Raw genomic sequence first — 12,583 nt, 5'->3', positions numbered from 1 at the left:
CTACCCCTCCGCCTTCATCCGGGCGAGCACCACGTGCCCGCCGGTCGAGCCATAGCCTCCCGCACCGCGTTCCGTTTCCGGCAACTCGGTGACTTCACGGAACACCGCGTGCTCGACGCGTTGCACGACGAGCTGGGCGATCCGGTCGCCACGCGACAGCGCGATCGGCTCACGGAGATCATGGTTCACGAGGCAAACGCGGATCTCACCGCGGTAGCCGGAGTCGATCGTGCCCGGCGTGTTCACCACGCTCAGGCCGACCCGCGCGGCCAGTCCGGACCGCGGGTGCACGAACCCGGCGAACCCGTCGGGCAGCGCGATGGCGACACCGGTGCCGACCACGGCGCGCTCACCTGGTGGAATGACCACGTCCGACGTGGTGACCAGATCAGCGCCCGCGTCGCCATGACGGGCGTAGGCGGGCACGGGAACCCCCGGATCGAGCCGGGTCAGCAACACCTCGACGCTGGACACGGCGGCCGAGATTACCCTGACGACGTGAGTGAGACTGCCGTGACCGCCACTACGACCTTCCGCGAACGCCTGTACGTGACGTGGTGGATCTGGCCGCTGCCGCTGCTCGCGGCCGCGTTGCTGGCCGCCGAGGTGCACATGGGCTTCCCCGGCGTCCGTTCCTGGCTGCCGTACGTGATCCTGCTGCCGCTGACGATCGTGCTGATCGTGCGGATGGGATCGACGAAGGTGGAGGTCGCGGACGGCGAACTGCGCGCGGGTGACGCGCACATCCCGCTGGAGCTGCTCGGCAACGTCGAGATCATCGCCGCCGAGGACCGCCGCAGGGTCATGGGCCGCGAACTCGACCCGGCGGCGTTCGTCGTGCACCGCGGCTGGGTCAAGCCGCTCGTGCGGGTCCGCGTGACCGACCCCGAGGACCCGACGCCCTACTGGGTGATCAGCACGCGGCATCCGAACGAGCTCGCCGCCGCGATCAAGTCCTGAAAGAACACAACTGGGCGCCACCCGTGAGGGTGAGCGCCCAGTTCTTTCTTCGGCGGACTGAACTCAGGCGCAGTCCCGGCAGATGTACGTGCCGCCGTTGTCCTCGGCGAGCCTGCTGCGGTGGTGCACCAGGAAGCACTTCGAGCACGTGAACTCGTCGGCCTGCTTGGGCAGGACCTTGAACGTGAGCTCCTCACCGGACAGGTCGGCGCCCGGAAGCTCGAAGTTCTCCGCGCTCGCGTCCTCGTCGACGTCGACGACGCCGGACTGCGTCTCGTTCCGCCGGGCTTTCAACTCCTCGAGGGAGTCCTCAGCGAGTTCGTCCGCCTCGCTGCGACGCGGCGCGTCGTAGTCGGTCGCCATCTTCTTCACCCCTGCGGTCTACGGAGACTGTTCGTGTCGCTGGTTAACGCTCCAGCGACCTCTTTTGTGCCCCACGTCAAGGTGACGTAGGTCTCGCACACCCGGCGGGCAAGCCAACCCCCTTGACGTGACCGTCGGCTTGATCGAAATGTGTGCGGAGCGCGCAGAGGGTAGCTCATTGCCCAGGTGGCTCGTCATCGGGTTACCCCTTACCGACCGGACGGGTGACACAACCTTTCTACGCTGGACCGATACCCTGTGCGGGAGCACGCGCACTCTGGCGTGCAACCTGGCGCCGGGCCGGTACCGTCCTGACTGTGAGCAATCAGGCCGGTGCGGTCGGTCACGCACGTCGGGGCGCGCAACAGCCGGGCAGGGCCTAGGCTGATCTCAGGGGACGGATCACGGGGAGGGCTTCGAACGTGGGATCCGCATCGGGAAGCTTGACGCCTTACAAGAGGCGTCGGCCCGTGCCCGCGCTCGTCCTGTTCGCGGTGCTGTTGGTCAGTTCCGTGTTCGTGTGGGTGAAGGTGCTCGGCAACGCGGGCGACGTGGACGCGGCCATCAAGTGCAACGCACCCGGCAACGTCGCGACGACGACCTCGGCTGTCGCGGGGGCCGATCCGGCCGCCGATTCGACGGCACCGCCACCGCCGCTGGGCACCGTCCTGGAACACGACGCGCTCGACCGCACGAACCCGGTGCCGGTCGGCGAGGTCAACTTCAAGGTCGTCAACGCCTCGACGCAGCGCAACCACGCCAAGGCCGTCGCGACGATGTTCACCGAGCTCGGCCTGAAGCAGGCGGCCGACCCCGGCAACGACCTGGTCTACCCGGCGGGCGACATGAACTGCCGCGGCCAGATCCGCTTCGGCGCGCCCGGAGCGTCGGCCGCGAGGACGCTGTCGCTGCTGGAACCGTGCCTGGAACTCGTGCGCGACGACCGCCAGGACGCGACCCTCGACATCGCGATCGGCAAGAAGTTCGACGAGGTCAAGCCGAACAGCGACGCCCGCAAGGTGCTCGACCAGCTCAAGGAGTGGGCCGAGCAGCAGCCGGAGCAGCAGGGCGGTCAGGTGGCCGCGGCCGCCCCGCCGACGCTGAGCGCCGACAGCCTGGCCGGCGCGCGCGACGTAACCTGCTCCTGATCTTCAAGCACCGACACCACTGGCTCTTCATGCAAAGAACGTTTGCGGATGTCCGCAAACGTTCTTTGCACAACCAATATATTAGCGCTGTGACCTGCGGTTCTCAGACCTCGCCGTAGCCGGATTCGGCGAGCGCGGTGTACAGCTCGTCGGCGATCCCGGGCGTGGCGGCGAACGTCGCGTCCTCCCCCAGCTCGGGAGAAGAACCAGGCAGCCGCACGACCGCACCGGCCTCCGCGGCGATCAGCCCGCCGGCCGCCCAGTCCCACCGGCCGAGGGCGTGCTCCGTGTAGGCGTCGAGCCGGCCGGCGGCCACCGAGCAGAGGTCGAGCGACGCCGCACCGGCCCGGCGCAGGTCGCGCACCCGAGTCGACATCCGCGCCCACGCGTCGGCCTGCCGCTGACGCCGCTCCGGCCGGTAGGCGAACCCGTACCCGAGCAACGAGAGAGACAGGTCGGTCGTCGCGGAGACGCGCAACGGCGCACCGTCCAAGAAGGAGCCGTACCCGCGTGCGGCGGTCCACACGCGGCCGGTCGCCGGTTCCACCACGGCGCCCGCGACGGACTCGCCGTCGAGCTGCGCTGCGATCGACACCGAGTACCAGGGGATTCCGTAGAGGTAGTTGACGGTGCCGTCGATGGGGTCGACCACCCAGGTCAGGCCTTCGACGACGGTTCCGCCCTCCTCCTCGCCGAGCACCGGCTCGCCGGGGCGCAACTCGGAAAGACGCGTCCGGACGAGTTGTTCTGAGGCGCGGTCCGCGGCGGTCACCACGTCCGTCGAAGTGCTCTTGGTGTCGAACGAGACGACGGCGGAAGCACGCATGCGCTGAACAAGTGCGCCCGCTTCCTGTCCGATGGCCGTCGCGATGTCGACGAGTGGCCGGGGATCGAACACGACCGGTTCCCTCCTGCGTCACTAGCACGGGACTATCGGAGACCGTCAGGCTAATGTCTGCGCACCACAGGTACTGAATCGAAGCAAGCAGGATCGAGTAGGAAGGACCACGGGGATGGGCATCACCCGCGGGTTCGGTGTGGACATCGGCGGCTCCGGCGTCAAGGGCGGCCTGGTCGACCTCGAGGCAGGAACACTGGACGGCGAACGCATGCGGATCCCCACGCCCCAGCCTTCGACACCGGAGGCGGTGGCGGAGGTCGTCGCGGAGATCGTCGAGAAGTTCCAGTGGGACGGCCCGGTCGGCGTCACGCTGCCGTGCGTGGTCAAGCACGGTGTCGCCCTCAGTGCCGCGAACGTGGACAAGGGCTGGATCAACTGCGACGCCCAGCAGCTCTTCGCGGAGCGCCTCAAGCGCAAGCCCGAGGACATCGTCGTGATGAACGACGCGGACGCCGCCGGCATCGCGGAGATGTCGTTCGGCGCGGGCGTCGGCAAGAACGGGACCGTGGTGCTGCTGACGTTCGGCACGGGCATCGGCAGCGCGGTGTTCCTCGACGGCAAGCTCGTCCCGAACACCGAGTTCGGTCACCTCCAGGTCGACGGGCACGACGCGGAATCGCGCGCGGCCGCCTCCGTGAAGGAGGACAAGGGCCTGTCCTGGGAGGAGTGGACGCCCAGGGTGACCCGCTACATCAACGTGCTCGAGGACCTCATCTGGCCCGACCTCGTCATCGCGGGCGGTGGCGTGAGCAAGAAGGCGCACAAGTGGTTGCCGTTGCTCGAGGTCCGCACCGAGGTCGTCGCGGCCGCGCTCAAGAACGACGCGGGCATCGTCGGTGCCGCGTGGGCCGCCGCGCACGGCGTCAGGCCTTGAGAAGCGTTCGACACCGAAACGTGTCCGACTCGATCTAGCTGCGAGAACGCAGGTGAGAGCGCCTCGAAGCACCTCGGGGCGCAACACCGAGTCACGGACGTCGTTACAATGGAACGCACACCCGCCAAGCAAGATCGGCGGGGAGATCCCCCGAACTCTGGCGACCGAGGTTTCGCGCCCTCTGGTTTGCCTTGAACGACCGTCGCGAAAGGGCGTACGTGGCAGCCGCAGAATCCGCAACCCGACGCTCCAGCTCCGCCGCGAGCGCCGCCAGGACCACCAAGGCGACCGCGGCCGGCGAGGCCGAGGAGAAGCCGAAGCGCAAGACGACCGCTGCGGCAGCGAAGAAGCCCGCAGCCGCCGCCAAGGCCCCGCGCAAGACGGCCGGCAAGGCCGATCCTGCCGCGAAGGGCACCGCCAAGAGCGGCGACGAGCCCGAGGACATGGAAGGCGCCCCCGGCGCCGAGGACTTGGTCGAGGACGTCGAGATCGTCGACGAGCCCGTCGTGGACGAGCCCGAGGAGGCGGAGGACACCGCCGACAGCAAGACGGGCGACTTCGTCTGGGACGAGGAGGAGTCCGAGGCCCTGCGCCAGGCGCGCAAGGACGCGGAACTCACCGCCTCGGCCGACTCGGTCCGCGCCTACCTCAAGCAGATCGGCAAGGTCGCCCTCCTCAACGCAGAGGAGGAGGTCGAGCTCGCCAAGCGCATCGAGGCGGGTCTCTACGCCGCCGAGCGCGTGCGCCGCTCCGAGGAGGACGCGGAGAAGCTCACCCCGCAGCTGCGCCGCGACCTGCGCTGGATCGTCCGTGACGGCGAGCGCGCCAAGAACCACCTGCTCGAGGCGAACCTCCGTCTCGTCGTGTCGCTGGCCAAGCGCTACACCGGCCGCGGCATGGCGTTCCTGGACCTGATCCAGGAGGGCAACCTGGGTCTGATCCGCGCCGTCGAGAAGTTCGACTACACCAAGGGCTACAAGTTCTCCACGTACGCCACCTGGTGGATCCGTCAGGCGATCACCCGCGCGATGGCCGACCAGGCCCGCACCATCCGCATCCCGGTGCACATGGTCGAGGTCATCAACAAGCTCGGTCGCATCCAGCGCGAACTGCTCCAGGACCTGGGCCGCGAGCCCACCCCGGAGGAGCTCGCCAAGGAAATGGACATCACGCCCGAGAAGGTGCTGGAGATCCAGCAGTACGCGCGTGAGCCCATCTCGCTGGACCAGACGATCGGCGACGAGGGCGACAGCCAGCTCGGTGACTTCATCGAGGACTCCGAGGCCGTCGTCGCTGTCGACGCCGTCTCGTTCACGCTGCTGCAGGACCAGCTCCAGTCCGTGCTCGCGACGCTGTCCGAGCGCGAGGCGGGCGTCGTCCGGCTGCGCTTCGGTCTCACCGACGGCCAGCCGCGCACGCTGGACGAGATCGGTCAGGTCTACGGCGTCACGCGTGAGCGCATCCGCCAGATCGAGTCCAAGACGATGTCGAAGCTGCGTCACCCGTCGCGTTCGCAGGTTCTGCGCGACTACCTCGACTAGGTCTTACCCAGTCATACGCACACAGCCCCGCACCGGTTCGGTGCGGGGCTGTTGTGTTTTGCTGCGGCATGATCCTCGGCCGGCTCCCGGTGGACGAACAGGTCGACGCGTTGCGCGCGATCCTCGCTCGCAACGACGTCCTGATGGAGGTCCTGCGCGGCGCCGCCGGACTGAACCTCCCGGGGTGGTACCTGACCGCCGGGTGTCTGTTCCAGACGGTGTGGAACGTGGTCACCGGCCGCCCGCCGGCCGAGGGCATCAGGGACTACGACCTGTTCTACTTCGACGACTCCGATCTCGGCTGGGACGCCGAGAACGAGGTCATCCAGGCCGGTGGACGCGCGTTCGCCGAGCTGCCCGCGGTCGTCGAGATCCGCAACGAAGCGCGGGTGCACCTCTGGTACGAGGATCATTTCGGGGTTCCGTGCGCGCCCTACACGTCGACCGAGGCGGCCATCGACTCGTTCGCGGCGACCACGTGCTGTCTGGGCGTCCGCCTTGAGACCAACGGCAAGTGGCGTGTCTACGCGCCGCACGGTCTCGCTGACGTGTTCAACCTCGTCGTCCGCCCCAACCCCGTGCTCGCTCCCCGCGCCGTCTACGAGGCCAAGACCACGCGCTGGCGTGGGCAGTGGCCGGAGCTCACCGTGCTGCCCTGGCCTGAGCAGCCGAGATCGAACGCATCCGAAAGATGAGTACCCCTGTACTCATGTGCCGCCTATGCATCCGCGACAGCATCAAGTGTGCAGCTGTGCCGGAGGGGTGCACAGGGACAGTTCCGGACAACGGAACGAGGGGGCGGGAAAACATGGGCAGGTCGGTACTCGAAGGGGCTTTCTCACTGCTGGACAAGCTGATGGACGAGGGTGAGCTGGGGCTCACGCGGCTCGCCGATCGCTGCGACATGCCGAAGACGACGGTGCACAGGCTTCTGGAGCAGATGGAGGACCTGGGCGCGGTGGAGAACGTGCGCGGCCGCTATCGCATCGGCGCGCAGATGTTCCGGTTCGGGCAGGCCTGGGAACCTGCTCCCGGCATCCTGCGGGTGGCCCGGCAGCCGTTGCGGGCGTTGTCCGCGACGATCAGGACGTCGACGATCCTCACGGTGCCGCGGCGGGACCGGGTGCTGGTCGCGGCGGCGAGCATCGTGCGGGCCGAGGACGTCGCACGGTTGCGGCCGGGGGCGACGGTGCCGGCGGGCATGGAGTTCGTCAGCGCTCCGGTGCGCACGCCGTCCAGCAGCGTCATCGGCACGGTGTCCGCGGTGCTCGACAACGGACGCAGCGCCACGGCCCTGAGGGAGGCCGTGGGGCACGCCGCACGAGCGATCAGCGCGGCCCTCGCGAGCTGATCGGACAGGGCCCGAACAAGCGCTCGACCGGGAGTTTGATCACGGTTCCGCGTCCGAATCGTGGGACGTTCGTGACCTGTTCGCGGAGGGCGGACAAGGGCAACCGATATCACACTCCCGGCCGCACGCAACCGACCGGATGGCCCGAACGTGCTGCTCCACCAGCGGGTTTCTGGTTGCTCAGCGTGCGTGTCAAGACTGTGAACCGGTGGCAAACACATGTGTAGGTCTGCTGCAGCCGGGTAAATCGGATAGTGACGCGAGTCGCCACGTACACGGGAACACTGACTATCGCCGAAACGTCTGTCAGAGTGGAGCCAGCGAGCACCGCGCACCTGCCAGGGGCGCTGTGGTCGCAGCTTGGTAAGAGGGCACCGGAACACCTCAGTTCCGTTGCCGGGACGGAGGGAGATTCATCATGACTGCAGCACTCACCCGCCCCGAGTTGACCGCTGCCGACCGCTGCGACCGCTGCGGGGCTGCTGCCCAGGTTCGCGCTTTGCTCCCGTCCGGGGGCGAGCTGCTGTTCTGCGGGCACCACGCCCGGGCGCACAGTGAGAAATTGCGCGAACTCGCTGCTGAAATTCAGCAGGGCTGACTTCCACCCCACCTAGCCGCTCGGGGCGGAGATCCTCCAGGGATCTCCGCCCCCTTCGCTTTTCCAGGCTCTTACAGGGCGTCCAGGACGGGTTCGAAGGCCAGTTCGGCCGCTCCGACGAGCTTCGCGTCCCTGCCCAGCGGTGAGGTCACGACCTGGGTTCCGCCGACCGCGCGGGAGACCAGGCTGCGCACCTGCACGGCCGCGCTCACCGAGTCGACCACCGACGGCGGCAGCGCCGTGTACAGGTCGCCGAGCACGACGAGCTCCGGGCCGAGGACGTTGACGATGTTCGCGAGCCCCAGTGCGAGCCAGCCGGCGAACTCGTCGAGCACCGACGGGTCGTCGAGCGCCCGCAGTGCCGCGACGACGGCGCCGCGCGGTGCGTCGTCGGGAAGCCCCAGAGCCCGGCACAGCGCCGGTTCGCCCACCTCGGTCTCCCAGCAGCCGTCGCAGCCGCAGTAGCACCGCAGGCCGCGCGGGTTGACCACCATGTGCCCGAGTTCGCCGACGTAGCCGCCGGAGCCGCGCAACGGCTGCCCGGACAGGATCACTCCCCCGCCGACGCCGACGTCCGCGGAGATGTAGACCATGTCCGCCGACTCCCGCGCCGCACCGCGCACGTGCTCCGCGAGTGCGCCGAGCTCCGCGTCGTTGCCGACCTGGACCGGCAGCTTCAGCACCGCCTCCAGGCGTTTGCCGAGTGCCACACCGGTCCAGTGCAGGTTGGGTGCCTCGTGCACGTGCCCGTCGGCGCGTCGCACGACGCCGGGCACCGAGACGCCCACCCCTACCGCGGTGGCGTCGAGGTCGTCGGCCATGAGGCGCGCCGACTCGACGATGTGCGTGATGACCTCCCCCGGATCACGCGTCCGGTGCAGGTTCCAGCTGTCCCGCCCGAGGATCTCCCCACCGAGGCCGACGAACCCCATCGCCACGTGCTCCACCCGCACGTCGATCGCGATGACGACGGCGGCGTGCGGCTGGGGCAGCACCAGAAGGGAGGGGCGGCCCGCTCCGCTGCGCAGAGCGGGCACGCGTTCGGCGACCACACCGGCTTCGGCGAGGCCGTCCACCAGGGCCTTGATCGTGCTGCGGTTGAGACCGAGCTCAGCCGCGAGCGACGCCCTGGTGGACGGTCCGTCGATGTGCAGGCGACGCAGCAGCGCCGTCCTGTTGTGCCTGCGGATCTCGTCGGGACGAGTGCCGGACGTAGGTCCAGTCACCTCGTCAGCGAACCGCGGTGGCCGCCCGGCGGCGGGACAACGCGTCGACGCTCGCGGCGAGCAGCAGGACGAGACCGGTCACCATGAACACGACGGCGGAGGGCTGCTTGAGCAGGCCCATGCCGTTCGCGATGACCGCCAGCACCGCACCACCGATGACGGCGTCACGCAGCCGGCCCTTGCCGCCGAACAGCGACGTGCCACCGATGACGGCCGCACCGACCGACATCAGCAGGGTGTTGCCGCCACCGGCGTTCGGGTCGACGGAGCCGACCTTGGAGGAGTAGACGATGGCACCGATCGCCGCCGCCGAGGAGGCGATGACGAAGACGCTCATCCGGATCTTCTCCACGTTGATGCCGGCGCGGCGCGCGGCCTCCTTGTTGCCGCCGACCGCGTAGAGGTGACGGCCGTAGCTGGTGCGGTCGAGCACGAACGTGCCGATCACCAGCAGGACGAGCACCAGCGGCACGACGTACGGCACGCCCGCGATCACCACGAGGGTGCTGGGCGACCGGTTCTGCGTCAGCGCGAACGTGGCGACCGCGGCCAGCAGCGCGAGGCCGCCGATCTTGGTCAGCACCAGCGCCGTCGGCTGGGCGACGAGTCCCTTGCGCAGCCGGGTGAAGTGCCGGTTGAGCACGAGGGCCGCGTAGCCGCCGACCGCGACCACGCACAGGATCCACGACCCGGCGGTGCCGATGTTGCCGTTGGCGACCTGGAAGATCGTGTCGTCGCGCAGGCCGAGCGTGCCGCCCTGGCCGATGAACTGCAGCACCACACCGCTCCACACGAGGAACAGCGCCAGGGTCACGACGAACGACGGGATGCCGACCTTCGCGACCAGGTAGCCGGTGATGCAGCCGATCGACGCGCCGACGCAGATCGCCAGCAGCATGCCGATCCACGCGTTCGCGGGCACGCCGAGCAGAGCGATGACCAGCGCGATGCCGGACAGCGCGACGCCGGTCCACAGGCGCATCAGCAGCGAGAGGCCGACCGCGAGGACCAGCCAGCCGCAGAAGACGTAGAAGACCCCGTCGCTCATGCCGCCGAGCAGGTTGCCGCCGTGGATCAGGTCCAGCGCCATCACCGAGGCCGTCACACCGGACGCGGTGCCGGCGGACAGGTCGATCTCGCCGAGCAGCAGCACGAACACCAGGCCCATCGCGATGATGGTGATGCTGGCGCCCTGCTGGAGCAGGTTGGCGAGGTTGCCGAGGGTGAAGAACGAGTCGGACAGCGAGCTGAACACGATGAGCAGCACGATCAGTCCGAGCAGAGCGGGCAGTGAGCCGAGCTCGCCGCCGCGGACACTGGACCAGTAGTCCCTGATGGCCTCGCCGGTGGAACGGGAGGTCGTGTCGATGCCGAAGTCGGAGATGGCGCCCTGCGGGGCCTCCGCCTCGTTCGTTTCGGTGGTGTCGGTCATGCTGCTCGCCTCTTCGGTACTCATCAGATCGTCGCCGCCTCGGGGCGCGCGATGCCCAGGTCACCGGAACGGCCGGCGGTGATCAGCTCGACCACCTGTCCGTGCGTGACGTCCTTCGTCGACACGACGGCGGCCATGCGGCCGAGGTAGAGGCACGCGATCTTGTCGGCGACCTCGAACACGTCGTTCATGTTGTGGCTGATCAGGACGACGCCCAGGCCCTGCTCCGCGAGGCGGCGGACCAGGTCGAGGACCTGGCGCGTCTGCGCGACGCCGAGTGCGGCGGTGGGCTCGTCGAGCAGCACGACCTTGCTGTTCCACAGCACGGCCTTGGCGATCGCCACGGTCTGGCGCTGACCACCGGACAGCGACGAGACCTGCGTGCGGACGGACTTGACCGTGCGCACCGACAGCGACGCCAGCGTCTTGCGCGCCGCCTGTTCCATGTCGGACTCGTCGAGCAGACCAGCCTTGGTGCGCTCACGGCCGAGGAACATGTTCTGGACGATGTCGAGGTTGTCGGCCAGAGCGAGGTCCTGGTAGACGACCTCGATACCGAGCTCGGCGGCCTCACGCGGGCCCTTGATGTGGACCGGCTGGCCCTCGAACAGGACCTCACCCGAATCGGTCGGGTGGATGCCCGCGATGCACTTGACCAGCGTCGACTTGCCCGCGCCGTTGTCGCCGACGAGGGCAGTGACCTCGCCTGGGTTGACGTCGAGGTCGATGTCGTGCAGGACGTGCACGGGACCGAAGCTCTTGTTGATGCCGCGCAGCTCGAGAATCGGCTCGCTCACTGGGTTTCCTCCGGGGTAACACGCGGCGAGAGGCGGGGTGCGACAGACGCGCACCCCGCCCTCGTCACGAGCGGTCCTACTTGATGCCGAGCTCGGTGCAGGCAGCCTGGGTGGCGGCCACGCAGACCTCGGAGGCCTTGACGAAGCCGGAGTCCACGACGACCTTGACCTTGTCGCGGGTGATCAGCTGCGACGTGAGGAGAACGGACTTGACGTCGCGGCTCGCCTTGGTGTCCTTGGTGACGCCGGAGGCCAGCTTGTCAGCGCCCGCGGTGTCGCCCTTGGCGAGGAAACCGGCCAGCTTGGCAGCCGCCTCGGCCTCTTCCTTGATCGGCTTGAAGACGGTCATGTACTGGTCCTTGAGCAGAACGGCCTGCAGGCCGTCCGGGGTCGCGTCCTGACCCGTGACCGGCACCTTGCCGTTGAGGCCGACCTTCTTCAGCACGGTGATGATCGCGCCGGCGAGACCGTCGTTCGCGGCGACGACGCCGTCCACCTTGCCGCCGTTGCCGGTCAGGATCTGCTCGAAGACCTGACCACCCTTCTGGTTGTCCCAGTCGTCGATCGGCTGCGACTGGACGAGCTTGAGCTTGCCCGAGTCGTACAGCGGCTTGAGGATCTTCTTCTGGCCGTCCGCGAAGAGGGTCGCGTTGTTGTCCGTCGGCGCGCCCTCGATCTCGATGACGTTCGCGCCCTGCGGGGCGTCCTTGAGCGCGTCGGCCATGCCCTGGCCCTGCAGCTCGCCGACCTTCACGTTGTCGAACGACACGTAGTACGACGAGGAGCCACCGGTGTTCAGGCGGTCGTAGTCGATGACCTGAATGCCCTGGGCCTGCGCCTTCTTGGCGACGGAGGCACCGACCTCGCTGTTGGGCGTGGCGATGATCAGGACCTTGACGCCGTTGTTGATCATGCCGTCGGCGAGGGTGCTGAACTTCTGGACGTCACCCTGGGCGTTCTGGATGTCGGGGTCGAGACCCTCGGCCTTCAGAGCGGCCTCGAGGAGGGGCTTGTCGAAGCCCTCCCAGCGGGCGGAGGTCTTGGTCTCGGGCAGGATCACGCCGACCTTCGCGCCCGTGCCGCTGCCAGTCTTCGTTTCGGTGCTTCCTCCGGTGCTGGAGGACGTGTTGGCGCCGCACGCCGTAACCGCCAGGGCGAGGCCCGCGGTAACAGCGATGGAAGCGAGAGTCTTGCTGCGCATCCGCCATCCCTTTCACTGCGCTGTGTCACAGAGAATGTTGTGGCGCACAACGTATGCCTGACATATGCGTGACCGGAACCACACTGGATCGATTAAGTCGCAACGATGCGGTAACCCTGGCGAAATTTAGTCACTGAGAGTCGTGAGAGCGTTACCACCACGCTACTGATTCCAGCGGCGATATATCGGAT

Annotated in this window: 14 protein-coding genes; 7 read left to right on the top strand and 7 right to left on the bottom strand. The window is 68.3% G+C overall.

Features of this window, described 5'->3' with window-relative positions; genetic code table 11:
- The gene (dut, locus tag ACIQF0_RS43175) at window positions 1-474 is read right to left on the bottom strand and encodes a dUTP diphosphatase (RefSeq protein ID WP_319978224.1); all 474 of its coding nucleotides are present in this window, start codon (window positions 472-474) and stop codon (window positions 1-3) included.
- A gap of 24 nt (window positions 475-498) precedes the next feature.
- Here dut and ACIQF0_RS43170 point away from each other — a divergent pair, with 24 nt between their 5' ends.
- Complete coding sequence (locus ACIQF0_RS43170; RefSeq protein ID WP_401040008.1) at window positions 499-960, top strand: DUF3093 domain-containing protein; 462 nt, start codon at window positions 499-501, stop codon at window positions 958-960.
- Between the two features lie 63 nt (window positions 961-1,023).
- On the opposite strand, the gene ACIQF0_RS43165 is transcribed toward ACIQF0_RS43170, so the two are convergent.
- Window positions 1,024-1,323, bottom strand: coding sequence for a DUF4193 domain-containing protein (locus ACIQF0_RS43165; protein WP_030474775.1), 300 nt, complete (start codon window positions 1,321-1,323; stop codon window positions 1,024-1,026).
- Between the two features lie 422 nt (window positions 1,324-1,745).
- Between ACIQF0_RS43165 and cei the strand changes: the two genes are divergently transcribed.
- Complete coding sequence (cei, locus tag ACIQF0_RS43160; RefSeq protein WP_401040006.1) at window positions 1,746-2,471, top strand: envelope integrity protein Cei; 726 nt, start codon at window positions 1,746-1,748, stop codon at window positions 2,469-2,471.
- Between the two features lie 103 nt (window positions 2,472-2,574).
- Here cei and ACIQF0_RS43155 read toward each other — a convergent pair whose 3' ends face one another.
- Window positions 2,575-3,369 carry an inositol monophosphatase family protein gene (locus ACIQF0_RS43155; RefSeq protein ID WP_401040004.1) on the bottom strand — a complete coding sequence of 265 codons (795 nt, stop codon included), beginning with the start codon at window positions 3,367-3,369 and terminating at the stop codon, window positions 2,575-2,577.
- Between the two features lie 115 nt (window positions 3,370-3,484).
- Here ACIQF0_RS43155 and ppgK point away from each other — a divergent pair, with 115 nt between their 5' ends.
- The 5 genes from ppgK (at window position 3,485) to ACIQF0_RS43130 (ending at window position 7,736) form a co-directional block, all read left to right on the top strand.
- Window positions 3,485-4,246 (top strand): polyphosphate--glucose phosphotransferase, encoded by a 762-nt coding sequence (gene ppgK, locus ACIQF0_RS43150; protein ID WP_401040001.1) that lies wholly within the window; start codon window positions 3,485-3,487, stop codon window positions 4,244-4,246.
- Window positions 4,247-4,464: 218 nt separating this feature from the next.
- Window positions 4,465-5,787 carry an RNA polymerase sigma factor gene (locus ACIQF0_RS43145; protein ID WP_360043505.1) on the top strand — a complete coding sequence of 441 codons (1,323 nt, stop codon included), beginning with the start codon at window positions 4,465-4,467 and terminating at the stop codon, window positions 5,785-5,787.
- 68 nt (window positions 5,788-5,855) lie between these two features.
- Window positions 5,856-6,482 (top strand): nucleotidyltransferase family protein, encoded by a 627-nt coding sequence (locus ACIQF0_RS43140; protein WP_401039998.1) that lies wholly within the window; start codon window positions 5,856-5,858, stop codon window positions 6,480-6,482.
- A 113-nt stretch (window positions 6,483-6,595) separates the two neighbouring features.
- A complete protein-coding gene (locus ACIQF0_RS43135) occupies window positions 6,596-7,138 on the top strand; it encodes a helix-turn-helix domain-containing protein (protein WP_401039995.1) in 543 nt (180 codons plus the stop codon).
- A 418-nt stretch (window positions 7,139-7,556) separates the two neighbouring features.
- Window positions 7,557-7,736, top strand: a complete 180-nt coding sequence (locus tag ACIQF0_RS43130; RefSeq protein WP_231642793.1) for a hypothetical protein — start codon at window positions 7,557-7,559, stop codon at window positions 7,734-7,736.
- A 71-nt stretch (window positions 7,737-7,807) separates the two neighbouring features.
- Here ACIQF0_RS43130 and ACIQF0_RS43125 read toward each other — a convergent pair whose 3' ends face one another.
- From ACIQF0_RS43125 to ACIQF0_RS43110, 4 genes are all read right to left on the bottom strand, one after another.
- Window positions 7,808-8,962, bottom strand: a complete 1,155-nt coding sequence (locus ACIQF0_RS43125; protein WP_401039991.1) for an ROK family protein — start codon at window positions 8,960-8,962, stop codon at window positions 7,808-7,810.
- A 4-nt stretch (window positions 8,963-8,966) separates the two neighbouring features.
- The gene (locus tag ACIQF0_RS43120) at window positions 8,967-10,394 is read right to left on the bottom strand and encodes a sugar ABC transporter permease (protein WP_401039989.1); all 1,428 of its coding nucleotides are present in this window, start codon (window positions 10,392-10,394) and stop codon (window positions 8,967-8,969) included.
- A 23-nt stretch (window positions 10,395-10,417) separates the two neighbouring features.
- Complete coding sequence (locus tag ACIQF0_RS43115) at window positions 10,418-11,191, bottom strand: ATP-binding cassette domain-containing protein (RefSeq protein ID WP_360043496.1); 774 nt, start codon at window positions 11,189-11,191, stop codon at window positions 10,418-10,420.
- A 76-nt stretch (window positions 11,192-11,267) separates the two neighbouring features.
- Complete coding sequence (locus ACIQF0_RS43110; RefSeq protein WP_401039986.1) at window positions 11,268-12,392, bottom strand: substrate-binding domain-containing protein; 1,125 nt, start codon at window positions 12,390-12,392, stop codon at window positions 11,268-11,270.
- Between the last annotated feature and the right edge of the window lie 191 nt (window positions 12,393-12,583).

Source organism: Lentzea sp. NPDC092896, assembly GCF_044754905.1.
Classification (GTDB): domain Bacteria; phylum Actinomycetota; class Actinomycetes; order Mycobacteriales; family Pseudonocardiaceae; genus Lentzea.
Note: the sequence above shows the minus strand (reverse complement) of the source record. Positions and strands in the feature narration are given on the sequence as shown.